The 13899-nt window shown below is 67.4% G+C and carries 14 protein-coding genes; 7 read left to right on the top strand and 7 right to left on the bottom strand.

The features are described from left to right. Position 1: 1 nt before the first annotated feature. The 5 genes from flhB (at position 2) to EKM57_RS20005 (ending at position 5048) form a co-directional block, all read left to right on the top strand. Entirely contained in the window at positions 2 to 1138 is a 1137-nt protein-coding gene (gene flhB, locus EKM57_RS20025; RefSeq protein WP_129794305.1) for a flagellar type III secretion system protein FlhB, read from the top strand. Positions 1139 to 1344: 206 nt separating this feature from the next. Beyond that, positions 1345 to 1602, top strand: coding sequence for a hypothetical protein (locus tag EKM57_RS20020; RefSeq protein ID WP_129794304.1), 258 nt, complete (start codon positions 1345 to 1347; stop codon positions 1600 to 1602). A gap of 147 nt (positions 1603 to 1749) precedes the next feature. Continuing rightward, positions 1750 to 3366: a flagellar filament capping protein FliD gene (gene fliD / locus EKM57_RS20015; RefSeq protein ID WP_129794303.1), complete on the top strand. Its 1617-nt coding sequence runs from the start codon at positions 1750 to 1752 to the stop codon at positions 3364 to 3366. A 36-nt stretch (positions 3367 to 3402) separates the two neighbouring features. Next, positions 3403 to 3813 (top strand): flagellar export chaperone FliS, encoded by a 411-nt coding sequence (gene fliS / locus EKM57_RS20010; RefSeq protein WP_129794302.1) that lies wholly within the window; start codon positions 3403 to 3405, stop codon positions 3811 to 3813. Positions 3814 to 3962: 149 nt separating this feature from the next. Next, positions 3963 to 5048 (top strand): sigma-54-dependent Fis family transcriptional regulator, encoded by a 1086-nt coding sequence (locus EKM57_RS20005; RefSeq protein ID WP_243451160.1) that lies wholly within the window; start codon positions 3963 to 3965, stop codon positions 5046 to 5048. Between the two features lie 23 nt (positions 5049 to 5071). Here EKM57_RS20005 and EKM57_RS20000 read toward each other — a convergent pair whose 3' ends face one another. The 6 genes from EKM57_RS20000 to EKM57_RS22590 form a co-directional block, all read right to left on the bottom strand. Next, the gene (locus EKM57_RS20000; RefSeq protein WP_129794301.1) at positions 5072 to 6901 is read right to left on the bottom strand and encodes a DUF885 family protein; all 1830 of its coding nucleotides are present in this window, start codon (positions 6899 to 6901) and stop codon (positions 5072 to 5074) included. Positions 6902 to 7024: 123 nt separating this feature from the next. Next, entirely contained in the window at positions 7025 to 7702 is a 678-nt protein-coding gene (locus EKM57_RS19995; protein ID WP_129794300.1) for a 2OG-Fe(II) oxygenase, read from the bottom strand. An 11-nt stretch (positions 7703 to 7713) separates the two neighbouring features. Further along, positions 7714 to 9018 carry an amidohydrolase family protein gene (locus tag EKM57_RS19990; RefSeq protein ID WP_129794299.1) on the bottom strand — a complete coding sequence of 435 codons (1305 nt, stop codon included), beginning with the start codon at positions 9016 to 9018 and terminating at the stop codon, positions 7714 to 7716. A 183-nt stretch (positions 9019 to 9201) separates the two neighbouring features. Beyond that, positions 9202 to 10074, bottom strand: a complete 873-nt coding sequence (locus tag EKM57_RS19985) for an RcnB family protein (RefSeq protein ID WP_129794298.1) — start codon at positions 10072 to 10074, stop codon at positions 9202 to 9204. 148 nt (positions 10075 to 10222) lie between these two features. Further along, positions 10223 to 10777: a (2Fe-2S)-binding protein gene (locus EKM57_RS19980; RefSeq protein ID WP_129794297.1), complete on the bottom strand. Its 555-nt coding sequence runs from the start codon at positions 10775 to 10777 to the stop codon at positions 10223 to 10225. Between the two features lie 53 nt (positions 10778 to 10830). Continuing rightward, entirely contained in the window at positions 10831 to 11241 is a 411-nt protein-coding gene (locus EKM57_RS22590) for a hypothetical protein (RefSeq protein ID WP_243451159.1), read from the bottom strand. Between the two features lie 220 nt (positions 11242 to 11461). Here EKM57_RS22590 and EKM57_RS19970 point away from each other — a divergent pair, with 220 nt between their 5' ends. Beyond that, positions 11462 to 12280: an enoyl-CoA hydratase-related protein gene (locus tag EKM57_RS19970; protein ID WP_129794296.1), complete on the top strand. Its 819-nt coding sequence runs from the start codon at positions 11462 to 11464 to the stop codon at positions 12278 to 12280. A gap of 12 nt (positions 12281 to 12292) precedes the next feature. Here the strand turns inward: EKM57_RS19970 and EKM57_RS19965 are convergent, their stop codons facing one another. Beyond that, positions 12293 to 13345: a FemAB family XrtA/PEP-CTERM system-associated protein gene (locus tag EKM57_RS19965; protein ID WP_129794295.1), complete on the bottom strand. Its 1053-nt coding sequence runs from the start codon at positions 13343 to 13345 to the stop codon at positions 12293 to 12295. A gap of 147 nt (positions 13346 to 13492) precedes the next feature. On the opposite strand from EKM57_RS19965, the gene EKM57_RS19960 reads away from it, so the two are divergent. Continuing rightward, positions 13493 to 13867: a hypothetical protein gene (locus tag EKM57_RS19960; RefSeq protein WP_129794294.1), complete on the top strand. Its 375-nt coding sequence runs from the start codon at positions 13493 to 13495 to the stop codon at positions 13865 to 13867. Positions 13868 to 13899: the final 32 nt, after the last annotated feature.

Raw genomic sequence — 13899 nt, 5'->3', positions numbered from 1 at the left:
CATGTCGGAAAATCCGGACCAGGACCAGAAGACCGAAGCCCCTTCGCCGAAGAAGCGAAGGGAAGCGGCGGAGAAAGGCGACGTCCTCCAGTCCCGCGAACTAGGCATCGCTTTGGTGATCCTCGGCGGCGCGGCATGGATAGCTTTCGCCGGCCCGATGATGGTCGGCGCGCTGAGGATCATGGTCATGGACGGCCTGACCTTCGATGCGAGCGACCTGAGGAATTTCGATCCGGGAAGTGCAGCGCTGCGGCTGATCGGGATCATCGCGCTGCCCCTCCTATCGCTCTTCGCCCTCACTCTAGTGGCGGCGATCGGTACGCCGGCCCTGCTCGGTTCGCTCGGGTTCCGCAGTGGGGCCTTCGCCTTCAAGGGCTCGAAACTGAACCCAATCAACGGGCTCAAGCGCATGTTCGGCATGCAAGGCATGATCGAGCTGGGCAAATCGCTTGCCAAGGTGCTGCTGCTCGGCGCGGTCGGGATCTGGCTGTTGCTCGACCAGTCGCGCCTGCTGATCGGCCTCACCTCGCAGGAGATCGGCCCCGCGCTCGCCTCGGTCGGCACGACCTTCGTCCTCGCCATCCTGGTGATGAGCGTGGCGCTGGCGATCATCGCCGGAATCGACGTGCCCGCCCAGATCGCCCAGCGCATGAAGCGCCTGCGCATGACCAAGCAGGAGGTGAAGGACGAGCACAAGCAGACCGAAGGCTCGCCCGAGCTCAAGGCCGGCATCCGGCGGCGCCAGCATGAAATACTCCGCGGCTCCGCCCGCGCGGCAGTCGCCGACGCGACCGTGGTGCTCACCAACCCGACCCATTTCGCCGTGGCCTTGCGCTATCGGCCCGGTATCGATCCGGCGCCGATCGTCGTCGCCCGCGGCCGCGGCGCGACCGCCGATGCCATCCGCGAGATCGCCGCCGAGCATAAGGTGCCGATGCTGAGCTATCCGCAGCTGACCCGCGCCATCTACTTTACCGCGCGTACCGGACAGGTCGTTCGCGAGGATCTCTACATGGCAGTGGCGACGGTGCTCGCCTTCGTCTTTAATCTGGAGACGACGCTCGCCGCCGCCTCGAGCCCGCCGGTCGAAGTCCCGCCCGGCGCCCGCTTCGACGCGCGCGGACGCCCCGAAACTTGAGGCGAGCTTAAGCCGCGGGTGCGGCCGCCGTTACTTCCTTATCAGGAGCGCTTCCCGTGCAGGCGGGGCGCCGGACCACCCCGCGACAGCGGAAGGTCCGGTTGTCGGCCTGCGGCCGGGAGGTGCCGGAACGTGAACCGGAACGCGCTTCCGGCGACCGCGCCTTCGGGGCGGCGCCGGAAGCACGTTCATCGAAGGACGGCGCCGTGACGAAGGAGCGGGAAGAAGCGGTGGTGCGGGTGGCGCTGCACGAGATTCAGCGCTTGCTCTCCGCGCGGGGCGGCGATGGCGCGAAGGCCGAAGGCTGGGTCGAACAGATGGCGTCGGAGCTGTGCACCGCGGTGCCCGAGCTCGAGCCGGAGGCCGCGGCGAGGATCGCGCATCGAATTTTGGCGGAGCCTCGGCTGTCGATGGACGCCCAGAGCCGTCTCGACATGGCGTCGCTGGTCGCGCTGAAGCGCTGACCTCGGATCCGCGCGCTTCAGGCGCGCGCCGTCTCCGTCCGGGCGAGCCCCGGCCGGGGCGGATTCGCGTGCGCGCGCGAATTCGTCGACATCCCACTTAAGCTTCCCCCGCGCCTGCCGTTCTTAGGGAGGACGGAAGGGACGCACATGACCACCACTTCGATCGGATACGCGCTCGGCATCGGCTCGGGGCTCGACATCAGGACCCTGGTGAACGATCTCGCATCGGCGGCGAAGGCGCCCCGCGAGGCCCTCATCACCCGGCGCGAGGAAGCCAATGCGGCGAAGCTGTCGGCCCTGGGCGAGATGAGCAGCGCGATCGACAGCTTCTCGAAGGCGCTGTCGAACCTGATCTCGGGCGGCACCCTCCATGCTCAGCCGAGCGTGTCCGACGGTTCGATCCTGTCAGCCTCGGCCATTGCCGGCAAGCGTCTCGGCTCGCTCTCCGCCGAGCTGGAGGTCGTTCAGCTCGCCAAGGCCCAGACGATCCAATCGGCCGCGGTAGCGAGCCGCAGCGATCCCATCGGCCAGGGCGAGCTCACGCTCACCACCTCGGCCGGCAGCTTCGCCATCACCGTGGATGCGTCCAACGACAGCCTCGACGGGCTCGCCCAGGCAATCAATGCCCAGGAATCGGGCGTGAAGGCCAGCGTCGTCGTGGACACCAATGGCGCGCGGCTCGTGCTGAAGGGGGGGAGCGGCGCGGCCGAGGCCTTCACCCTGTCGGCCGCGGAGGGCACGACCAGCGGGCTCGAGCGCTTCGCCTACGGCCCGTCGGTCGTCGGCGGCATGAGCCTCGCTCAGGCGGCCCAGAATGCGATCGTCCGCCTCGACGGCGTCGAGGTCAGCCGCAGCACCAACAGCTTCAGCGACCTGATAGAGGGCGTCCAGATCGATCTCAAGAAGGCCATGCCGGGCACCATCGTGTCGATGGGCGTGACGCGCCCGAGCGCCGAAATCACCCAGGGCGTCAACGACTTCGTCGCCGCCTATAACGAGGTGATGAGCATGATCGCCGAGGCGACGGCGTTCGGCGTCAACGGCGAGGGCGGGCCGCTGCGCGGCGATCTCGGCGTGCGGGAGATGCAGCGTCAGCTTCGCGAGCTTCCCTCCAAGGCGCTGGTCAATCAGGGCACTGGTCCTAAGACCCTTGCCGAGATCGGTGTCCGCACCAATCGCGACGGCACGCTCAGCGTCGATGCGGGGAAGCTCGAGGCGGTGCTGGCCAGCGATCCGGAAGGGGTCGAAGCCCTGTTCAACCCCACCCAGTATAGCAGCCATCCCGACATCGTCATCAAGAGCGCGATGGGCCGGGTCAAGCCGGGCGTCTATACGATCACCGACCTCGTCCCCGCTTCCGACGGCACCCCGGCCTCGGGCAAGATCGACGGCGTTGCGGCGACCGGGATCGGCGGCAACATCGTCGCTTCGTCCGGCTCGAACGCGATCGGCCTCATCCTCGGCGTCAATGCCGCGGTCTCCAGCGTCACGATCACCGTCGAAGCTGGCCTCGCCGGTGCGCTCAAGGCGGTCCGCGACACGCTGCTCGGGTCCGGCGGCCCGTTTGCCTCGGCCAAGGAACGGCTGTCCGATGAGGCCGACGACATCGCCGACGACCGCATCGCCTTGGAGACGCGCTCCGAGAAATATTACAACCAGCTGCTCAACACCTTCACGGCGATGGAGCGCCAGGTTTCGTCGTTCAAGGCGACGCAGAGCTATCTCGATCAGCAGATCAAGATGTGGACGAACGACCAGGGCTGATCCGGCCGTTGTGACAATTTGGTTCAGGAGTTTCGAATGTTTGTGCCAAGAGGGCAATTCAAGGTTGCGCATGCGCACTATCGGAGCGTCGATCTGGAGAGCCGGATCGAGGGCGCCACGCCGCACGAACTGGTCGTGATCATGTTCGAGGAGCTGCTCAAGGCGCTCGATGCGATGGCAGTCGCCGCCAGGCGCGGCGATTACAGCCAACGCATACAGCGCCAGTCGCGGGCGATGTCGATCCTGCACGGGCTGGAGGGGAGCCTCGACTTCCGCAAGGGCGGGGACATCGCCGAAGGCCTCTCCGACATATACCGCGAGGCGCGCAGGCTGGTCATGCGCGGCAGCCGCGAGAACGATCTCGACCAGATCCTCCGCGCGCGCGCGATGCTGCACGAAATCGCCAGTGCCTGGTCGCAGATTGGGCGCGCCACACCGCCGATGTGAGATGGTCCCGCGTGCGACCGGCCTCCGGGCCGTACACCTGGGCAGCAGCCTTTACGGCGCATTAACGCTTCTCCCCCAATGAGGCTCCGGGCGACACTATAGATCAGGGGGCAGTCGGTGGACGTAGCGTGGCACGCTGTCGAAGCGGCTTGACGACAACAGTGGACATTCGCGGCAAGGGGGTCGTGCTCGAGGACGTGCTGGTCGGCGAAAGCGCCGCGATGGCGGAGCTGAGGCGCCTCATCCGGCAGGTCGCCCCCAGCCAGGCTTCGGTCTTCGTCAATGGTCCTTCCGGCAGCGGCAAGGAAGTCGTGGCGCGCGCGATCCACGCCGTCAGCGCGCGCGGCGCCGGCGCCTACGTGCCCGTCAATTGCGGGGCGATCCCCCGAGAATTGCTCGAATCCGAGCTGTTCGGGCATGAAAAGGGCAGCTTCACCGGCGCCCATGCCCAGCATCGTGGACGGTTCGAGGAGGCCGATGGCGGGACCTTGTTCCTGGACGAGATCGGCGACATGCCGCACGACATGCAGGTGAAGCTGCTGCGGGTGCTCGAGGAGAAGGCCGTTCAGCGGGTCGGTGGCCGCGGCCAGATCGCGGTGGACGCACGGATCGTTTCCGCCACCCACCGCGATATCGAGCAGTCGATCGAAGCCGGTCGCTTTCGTGAGGACCTGTTCTACCGCCTCGCCGTCTTCCCGATCGAGCTGCCTTCGCTCGCGGACCGCGCCGAAGACGTGCCGCTGCTGGTTCGGCATTTCACCAGTCGCGAGACAGAGCGGCCCTGCGCGCGCTTCTCCGATCAGGCGCTCGACAGGCTCGCCGGCCATAGCTGGCCCGGCAATGTGCGCGAACTGCGCAATGTCGTGGACCGCGCCAATATCCTCTATCCCGACCAGACCATCGGCGCGGAGCAGGTCGAGCTGCTGCTCGTGCGCCGCGGCCGCATCAGCATTGCCGAACGCGTCGCCTTGTGGGAGGCGAGCGAACCGCCCGTCCGGGAAGTCGAAACTTCGCCAAGCACGGCGGCCGCGCCCGGCATCGAGGCCGATCCCCTCATCATCGATCCCGCGCACGGCGTCGATCTTCGCTCCGTGCTCGCCGAGATCGAGCGGCGCTACATCGAGCAGGCGCTCGATCATTCGAGCGGCGTGGTTGCCGATGCCGCCCGAATGCTTTCGCTCCAGCGAACCACCCTGATCGAGAAGATGCGAAAGTACGAGTTGAAGGCGGCCTAGAGCCGCCGGGGCGAAGAGCGCCTTCAGCTCGTCCGCCGGGCGGCGATCCAGCCATCGATCTTGCTTTCGAGCACGGTAAGCGGCAGCGCGCCGGTCATCAGTATCTGCGCGTGGAAGTTCTTGAGGTCGAACCGGTCGCCGAGCGCCTGCTCGGCGCGGGCGCGCAGCTCGAGGATCTTCAGCTGCCCGAGCTTGTAGGCGAGCGCCTGGCCGGGAATGGCAATGTAACGCTCCACTTCGGAGACCACTTCGGTCTCGCTCATGCCGCTATTGTCGAGCATGTAGCGGATCGCCTGCTCGCGCGTCCAACCCTTGGCATGGATGCCGGTATCGACCACCAGCCGCATCGCCCGCAGCATCTCGTCGTTGAGGCCCCCGAACCGCTGGTACGGATCGGTCTCCATGCCGAGCTCGTCCCACAGGGTCTCGGCATAGAGCGCCCAACCCTCGACGAAAGCCGTATTGCCGCCGAACCGCATGAAGGCGGGCAGCGCCTCATTCTCATTGGCCAGGCTTATCTGGAAGTGGTGGCCGGGCGCGCCTTCGTGCAGGTAGAGCGTCTCCATGCCGTAGGTCCGCCGCGAGGGCAGGTCGTAGGCATTGTAATAGAACACGCCGGGGCGCGATCCGTCCGGCGTGCCGTCCTGGTAGGAGCCGCCGGCCTCGTTGCGTTCGCGGAAGGCCTCGACCTCGCGGACCTCCAGCGGAGTGCGCGGGATGGTCGAGAAGATCTCCGCAATCCGTGCGTCGACGCGGCGGCCGATCGCATAATAGGTCTCACGCATCCATTCGCGGCTCTCCGGCTCGAACTCCTTGCTGGTGCGCAGATGCTCGAAGAATTCGCCCAGTGTCCCGGTGAAACCGACCCGGTCCTTGATCGCCTCCATTTCGCTTCGGATCCGCGCCACCTCGCGCAGGCCGAGATCGTGGACATGATCGGCGGTGAGGGGAAGGGTCGTGTTCTCCTGAATCAGCCGACGGTAGAGCGTTTCGCCGCCCCGCATATGGACCAGGCCGGCCTGCTCGCGGGCGACCGGCAGATACTCGTCCCGAAGGAAATCGCGCAGCCGCCGGTAGGCCGGGTAGATGCCGTCGCGGATGGTCTCGAGATGGGCCTGGCGCAGGCGGGCGCGTTCACCCTCGGGCACCGCGTCCGGAAAATTCTCCACCGGTCCGAAGTAAGGCGATTCTTCGGGCGCCGCGGCGAGCTGGGTGTCGAGCTGGTCGATCACGTTCTGGATCGTGAGCCTGGTCTCGACCACGCCGCTCGCCATGCCTTGGCGGAAGCGCTCGATCGCCTTGTCGATCAGCAGCACGAACTCGCGGTGGCGCTTAAGATTATTCTCATAATCCTCGACGTTGCGGAACGGCGCCGTGTTCCGGCCCGAAGCAAATACCGGATAAAAGGTGTGGAAGCCGCTGAAATGGTTGAGCGGCCGCACCGCGGTCAATGCCAGTATCTCGGGCTGCAGGTCAGCGAGGTCGTCCTCGCGCTGATATTTGAACACGTCATAGGCGAGCCGGTCGGTCGGGTTCAGCGCTTCGCGATCGATCGCCGCCAGCGCCGCCAGCTCCTGCTCGGCGGCAGCCCGCTCGGCGGCATAATATTCGTCGCTGACATAGTCGCCGAGCCGATCCGCATAACGGAAATCGCCGCGGAACATCGCCGAGATCGGATTGCGACGGAGACTCGCCTCGTCGCTTTCCCGAAACAGCCGGTGCAGCCGCTCGCTCGCACTCTCCTGCCCCGAGGCCGCGGACGGTCCCGCAGGCGGCTGCTGCGCGGTAGCCGGAAACCCGGCGGAAGCGAGCAGGATGGTGGCGGCAAGCAAGGCGGCGCGGCAACTTGTCATGATAGATTTTTCCCGTCGGACTAGGTGTGGGATGTGCATAATACAGCGACGGGGCGGCGGCAATCCGTCGGCGGGCGTCTTGGGCGGAGGCGGGGATCCGGGCGATCCCTTATCGGGCCGCCCTCAGTAGGTCTGGACGTCCATGTAGCTCCACGGGCGCTCGCGATACCATTTGGTGATCACATATTTGCAGCCGGCGAGCACCGGACACCCCTGATGCAGGGTGAAATTGTTCGGCCGTCCCTCCGCGTCCATATTGTTCCAGGTCAGCAGGTTGCCGGCCCGCGGCGCGATCTTCAGCCCGGCGTCGGGAAAGGCGGTCTGGCCACCCTCCTCCGGTGCGTTCAGGAATACCATTGCCGTCCAGGTCCGCTGGCCGCCGCAGCGCTCCATCGTCGGCCAGTAAGGCTCGCTCGGACTGAAGAAGTCGTAATGTGCCTTGAACTGCTGGCCTACCGCATAGCGCTGGCCCTGGATCGTCTCGCCATGTTCCGGCTGGATTCCCATCAGCCCGGTGATCTTGTCCTCGATCTGCCGCACCAGCGGATCGGCCGGATTCATGTTGCAGCTCTCGCTGGTCCGGAACTCGGGATCCTCGGTCGGCGACAGCAATTGAGACGGGATTCGCTCGACGTCGATCCGCCGCATCAACCCCTCGCATTCGGTGCGCGTGAGGAAATCGCGAGCGACGAAAATGTCTATATCCTTGGAAGGGATCTTGAACACGGTCGGATTGCGAGACAGCCGGTCCTTCACCCACCGGCCGATCGCGACCTTGTAATCGACGACGTTCGAGCTCATTCGCCTCTCTCTCACTCCACGGTGCGGCCGCGCACCATCACATATTCCACATCCTCCAGCGCCCGTACATTCTCGAGCGGATCGCCGGAGACGGCGATAAGGTCGGCGGAGTAGCCGGGTGCGATCCGGCCGACCTCGGTCTCGAGCCCCAGCAGCCGCGCCGCCGCCGTCGTCGCCGATGCGATCGCCTCCGCCGGGCTCATGCCGACCCGTTCGACCAGCAGCGCGAACTCCTCGGCGTTTCGGCCATGCTCGAATACGCCGGCGTCCGTGCCGAACACCACCGGCACGTCGGCGGCACGCGCCGCCCGGGCCGCCCTTCCGACCAGTTCGAGAGTCTCGCGCACCTTGGCAGCGACGGGCGGCGTGTAGCGATTCTGCTCGAGCCCCTCGCGGATTCCCGTGTATGCCATCAGGGTCGGCACGAGCGCGGTGCCCGACCGACCCATCGCTTCGATGGCGGCCGCGTCGGCGAAGGTGCCGTGTTCGATGGAATCGACTCCGACCCGTGCCGCGGCTTCGATGCCGCGCGCGCCATGGGCGTGGGCCGCGACCTTGAGGCCGAGCGAGTGGGCGGTCTCGACGATCGCTCGCATCTCGGCGTCGGTGAAATGCGCTTCAAGACCGCGCGCCTGCTGCGACAGCACCCCGCCCGTCGCCGTGAACTTGATGACGTCCGCGCCGGCGCGCGAAGCCTCGCGGACCCGCGCGGCGCATTGCTCCGGGCCGGTGCAGACATTGCCCGCAGACAGCGCCTCGACCACCTCCGGGCGGAAGCCGCTGACGTCGCCATGGCCGCCGATGATCGAAAGGCCGGGCCCCGAGGAGAGAATCCGCGGGCCGGGGAAGCGGCCTTCGGCGGTGCCGCGCCGGAGCACGTGACCGACCTGTGGCGGCGATCCGAGATCGCGCACCGTCGTGAAGCCGGCCCGCGCGGTGCGAAGCGCATTTTCGACCCCCAGCACGACGGCATATTCGTCCGGGTCAACCGCCTCGCGCCAGAATTCGCCGCCGGGATTGCCGGACAGATGGACGTGGGAATCGATGAGGCCGGGCAGGACGGTGAGGGCCGAGAGGTCGACCAGCCGCGCGCCGGGCGGCGGCGGCTGCAGACCCTCGGCGACGCTCTGGATCCGGCCGTCGGCGATCAGGATCGTCGAAGGCCCGCGCGCCGGCTCGGAAGGATCGGCGATCAGCCGTCCCGCATGGACGACGATGGTCCGGCTCTCGGCCCCCTCGCCGGGCGCCGCCGCTGTCTGGGCAGCCGCCGGGGCGGCAAGGAGCAAGGCGAAGGCGGCGAGCAGGCGTATGATCATCGGCGGGTCCCCCTGGATACCGGCAGAGCCGCGTTCAATGCGGCACGTCGGCCTCGGCTGGCAACCCCTGGTTTCACCGCCGGAACGCGGAGCGCCCCGCCGACACGAAGTCGGCGGGGCGCCCGTTTCATTCTTCTCCGGAGGTTCGTGCGGACATGGCGCGCATGCCCGCCTTCGCGACACCTACCAGAAGAAGTCGTAGATCACGTCGATCACCTCGCCATTGTAGACGTCGACCAGGATCACGTCGTCATAGTAGCGCACCCACCGCGTCCCGGCCGGAGCCGCCGGCAGCCGGTACTGCCACGGATCGCCGATCCAGTAGCGATCGTTGTAGAACATGGGCTGCAGGAAGAGGCCGACCGAAAAGCGCGAATAGCGGTGGTTCCGGTAGGGTGCGTAATAAGGCGACTGCCGATAGATGTGGCGATTGCGATAGCGCCAGCCCTGCCAGTCGTAGCGCCGGTCGTTGCGCCAGCTCCGACGATCCCAGTCGCGCCGCCAGTCACGCCGGTCCGCCCGGCGGTCCTGGCGCCAATCGCGCCGGTCGTCCCGACGGTCCCGCCGCCAGTCGCGGCGATCCTCGCGGCGGTCCTGCCGCCAGTCGCGCCGATCCCCGCGCTGCTCCCGGCGGATCTCGCGGCGCTGCTCGCGGGTGCCGTAGCGATACTGGTTCTGGCGCTCGAGCTGCTGATAGCGCCGAAGTGCCGGGTCGTTCGGGTTACCCTGCCACGCCTGCGGATAGACGCTGCCGGGACGGCCGGCGCGATTGCCTCGTTCCCCACGCTGGCGCTGGGCCACGGCGCTCCGCTGCGCCTGGCGGTTCGATTGCCGGACCTGCTGACGCGCCTCACGATTGTCGGCCCGTGCCGCTTGACGCGCCTGTTGGCGCTGAGCACGATTCTCGACGCGCTGGGCGCGCCGTTCCGAGACCGCCTGCCTCTGTTCGGACGTCGCCCGGCCGCGGTCCAGGCGTTGGCCGCGATCCTGTGCCTGAGCGGCTATCGGGCTCAACACCGTCGCCGCCATGATCAAACTGAGCAATGCTCTACGCATCGAGATACTCCTACTGTCGGCGGCGATCCCGCCTCTTGGGATAACCTGTGGCAGAGAGTCGATGAGCGGACCCTGAACCGGCCGGTCATCCCAATGCAAGGATTGACTTCTCGCGGCCGCTCCAGACGGGGACAGTCGCGCGCGCGGCCTAGGGCCGCTCGGCCGCCGGCGGCTCGCGCAGCGCCGGCACTTCGCGCACCGCGTCTTCCGGCGCGATGCCGGGCGGCGGCGCCCCGGCGGCCCTTTCGCGGCCGCTCTTGATTCGCAGCGCCCTCCGGATCGACTGGCGCAGCCGGGGATAGATCCCACAGCGGCAGATATTGGTGATCGCCGCGTCGATCTCGCCGTCGGTCGGGGTGTCGTTGCGATCGATCAAAGCCGCCACCGCCATGATCATGCCGGGTATGCAATAGCCGCATTGCGGCACCATGTCGGCCGCGAAGGCCTGCTGAACCGGATGCGAACGGTCGCGCGACAAGCCTTCGATCGTCGTGACGAACGTGCCTTCCAGGTCGGCGATCCGCACCCGGCAGCTGCGCACGGCATTGCCGTCGACGTGAACGGTGCAGGCGCCGCAATGGCCGGTGCCGCATCCGAACTTGGTGCCGGTCAGGTTGGACGCGTCACGCAGCGCCCACAGCAAGGGCGTATCCGGGTCCATCCGGTAATGAACCGGCTGACCATTCACGGTGAAGCGGGTCATGGCCGGGTTCCTACCGGCATTTCGGGGGAGAAGGGAAGGACCGGCGCCGGTCTTCAGCCAGCCCGGCTTGCCGGCCGCCGCCGGGTTCGTTCGCCGGTTGCAGCGCCGGTTGTGTCGGCGACGCGCGCGATCAGCTCCACCTCGCTGGTATATTTGGCCGCCTGCGGATCGAACACCGGCTGGGGATCGAAGCGCAGCAGCGCCGAGGCGAGATCCTTGAGGCCGTCCAGCTTGAAGGTGCCAAGCTTCAGCTCGCGCGGCGGTTGGCCGTCCCGCTCCAGGACGACGCCGTCGACGAACAGGTCGTCATTCCGGCGATAGAGCGCATGCGGCGCCATGCGGATCGCCGTCCGGTTGTACACCGCGCGGACGCATGTCCTCGTCCGGATCGCCGTGCCGAGCAGTTCGTCGGCAGGCATCGTCTTGCTCGGCAAGCGTGCACTGAGAGTAGGTCGTTCGGTCACTTCTTTCCTTTTCCCGATGGGCCGTCGGCGTCATTATCCCTGCATCGCTGCTGCAGCGCAGCAATAATTGGGGTCTCGCCGGGCCCGGGTCCAGCCCGGTTGAAAAATTCACTTCCTGCCGCCTCGATAGGCGGCGTCGGTTGCAGTGACGTGAATGGCGAAGACGCCGCTTGGTCCGACGGCCGCGCCGGGCGATAGGCGGCAGCCGAGGAGATGGAAGATGACGGAAGCGAAGCGCGTCGAGGTGGCGATTGCCGGCGGGGTGGCACATGTCGAGCTGGCCCGGCCGGATCGGCTGAACGCGATGGACGGCGAGATGTTCGCCGCGATCGGCGAGGCGCTCCGCGCGGTCGGCCGGGATCCTGCGGTGCGCGCCATTCTGCTCAGCGGTCGTGGCCGGCATTTCAGCGCCGGCCTCGATCTCGAATATGCGTCGCGGCAATTCCCGCCGTCGCAGGATCCAGGGCGGGCCGCCGAAGCGCGATTGCGCCACATCGAATGGCTGCAGCAGGCTTTCGGCGCGGCTGAAGCGGCGCGGCCGCCGGTGATCGCCGCCATCCACGGCGGCTGCATCGGCGCGGGTGTCGATCTTGTCAGCGCCTGCGATCTTCGCGTCGCCTCGGCCGACGCCTTCTTTCAGGTCGCAGAGGTCGATGTCGCGATCACCGCCGATCTCGGCACGCTCCAGCGGCTCGGCTACCTTCTACCGCACGGGGTCGTCCGCGAGCTCGCTTTCACCGGCCGCCGAATGGGCGCCGAGGAAGCCGCGCGCTACGGCCTCATCAACCGGCTCGAGGCGAGTCGCGAAGCTGCGATGGCCGCTGCGCGCGGACTGGCGGAGACCATCGCCGCCAAATCGCCGCTCGCCGTGGCCGGCGCCAAGCGCAGCCTCAACCACAGCCGCGGCCGCCCGATCGAAGACGGCCTTCGCGATGTCGCCTTGTGGAACGCGGCCGCACTGGTCAGCGCCGATCTCGAGGAAGCGGTCAAGGCACGGCTGGGCAAGACCGAGCCCAAATTCGGGCCGCTCGCCGATTAGCCGAGCGCCCGATCAGCCAAGGCCTTTCGCGATGAACGGTCCCAGGCGATTGGCCACTCCCAGCGGGAGCCGCTGCCACAAGCTCGTCACCATCCGGTGCTTCGGGCTGAGCGGGTTGATGTCGCGATGCGCGCCTTGGCGCGCATAGGTCAGCGGCTCGGGCGTGAAGCCCCAATTCTTCTTGAAGGCGAAGGCACCCGTGCCGACTTTCGACCGGCCGAAGTCGAAGCGGGCGCAGCCCCGTTCGGAGGCCTGGCGCATCAGCGCGAAATACATGAGATCGTTGGCCCTCAGCCGCCGCGCATCGCGTGTCCCGCCGCCCCAGTAGGGAAAGACGGTCCCCTTGTCGTAGAAGCTGAGCACGGCGGCCGTGGGCCGACCCTGGCCAAGCACGACAAGGATGTCGGCATCTTCGCCAAATTCCTCCAGCATCGCCCGGAACAGGGATCTGGGAAAGACCGGCGTCCCGAGATTGCGCACGCTTTCGGCGTAGACGCGGTAATGAAGGTCCACCAATTCGGGGCTTCGTCCGCTCCGGACTTCCAGGCCCAGGCCCATGGCCCGCCGGACTTCGGCGCGTTGCTTGCGGGGAATGGCCTTGAGGATCGCCTCGTCACCCTTCGGAAGGGCGCGCGCGAACCCGGCATAGACGCCTTCCTCTTTTTGCCACCGGGACGGGACCGGTCCGCCGCGAAGCTCGACCGAAGCGCATCCCTGGGCCTGTGCCGCCGCCCAGGCTGCATCGGCGAGCGCCTGGATCGCCTCCTCGTCCATCGCCGCGATGCCGCCGCCGACGCCGAAGCCGGCGGAAACGAGTGCGGTTCCGAAGATGGGCGATCCGATGCGACTCAGCGGAAGCACACCGCTGATCGTTCCATCGCCCCGCTCGGCGACGAGGTAATGCGCCGGCTGCCCCGTTCCCGCCTCGACTCCGCGGCTCCAGCCGGGACGATGAAAGGGCCCGCATTCCGCCTGGCCACGCACGAAATCGTCGATCCGCCGACGCTCCGCGGGATCGGCGAGATCGGCTATCCGGACCGTCGGACCGGCAAGATTGGCCAGCATTGCGAATCGTCTCCCTGATCGGCCGCTCTAGCGGCGAGAACTTTCCGCTTTCTTGCCCTTCGGCCGCGAGCCCCCTGCAGAAGGGATCGGCACGCGCATATAAATTCCATGTTACCGCGCGAGCCTGGTCTGCCCTAGGCTGAGGCCGTGTTTTCCGATATCCGCCCGGCGCGACTCATCGCCGTGCCTCTCCTGCTCGCCGCGGTCGCCGTGTCCGTACCAGAGCTGGCCGCTTCTCGGCCGGCGGCCGCGTCGAGACCCGTGGCCTTCGTGTGCGAAGGCGGAGTCGGCTTTTCCGTCAGATATTTCCGGGATCGCGCGCGCATCAGCACGTCCGACGGAAGCTGGGTGCTCGGGACGCGGCCTTCGTCGGTCGGCCGCAAGTTCCAGTCCGGCCGGGCCACCTTCATCCACGATCACGACATGGCGGCGCTCAACGGCCTTCCGGGCGGCCCGTTCAGAGCGTGCCGGGAAGCGGAGCGGGTGCTAACCGGAGTCCAGCCGGCAAAGAGGCGGCGATGACGTCCGCTTCCCCAGCCCGGTCGTTGGATCTT

The sequence above is a fragment of the Sphingosinicella sp. CPCC 101087 genome, from assembly GCF_004151485.1.
Lineage (GTDB): Bacteria > Pseudomonadota > Alphaproteobacteria > Sphingomonadales > Sphingomonadaceae > Allosphingosinicella.
The sequence above is the reverse complement of the archived record's forward strand: the minus strand, read 5'-3'. Positions and strand labels throughout refer to the sequence as shown.

Bases quoted from the DNA above. Each gene is read 5' to 3' on its own strand.
- EKM57_RS19995 (WP_129794300.1), bottom strand. From the start codon at position 7,702: ATGAGCTCGAACGTCGTCGATTACAAGGTCGCGATCGGCCGGTGGGTG.
- flhB (WP_129794305.1), top strand. From the start codon at position 2: ATGTCGGAAAATCCGGACCAGGACCAGAAGACCGAAGCCCCTTCGCCG.
- EKM57_RS19985 (WP_129794298.1), bottom strand. From the start codon at position 10,074: ATGCGTAGAGCATTGCTCAGTTTGATCATGGCGGCGACGGTGTTGAGC.
- EKM57_RS19970 (WP_129794296.1), top strand. From the start codon at position 11,462: ATGACGGAAGCGAAGCGCGTCGAGGTGGCGATTGCCGGCGGGGTGGCA.
- fliD (WP_129794303.1), top strand. From the start codon at position 1,750: ATGACCACCACTTCGATCGGATACGCGCTCGGCATCGGCTCGGGGCTC.
- fliS (WP_129794302.1), top strand. From the start codon at position 3,403: ATGTTTGTGCCAAGAGGGCAATTCAAGGTTGCGCATGCGCACTATCGG.
- EKM57_RS19990 (WP_129794299.1), bottom strand. From the start codon at position 9,018: ATGATCATACGCCTGCTCGCCGCCTTCGCCTTGCTCCTTGCCGCCCCG.
- EKM57_RS20000 (WP_129794301.1), bottom strand. From the start codon at position 6,901: ATGACAAGTTGCCGCGCCGCCTTGCTTGCCGCCACCATCCTGCTCGCT.
- EKM57_RS19980 (WP_129794297.1), bottom strand. From the start codon at position 10,777: ATGACCCGCTTCACCGTGAATGGTCAGCCGGTTCATTACCGGATGGAC.
- EKM57_RS19965 (WP_129794295.1), bottom strand. From the start codon at position 13,345: ATGCTGGCCAATCTTGCCGGTCCGACGGTCCGGATAGCCGATCTCGCC.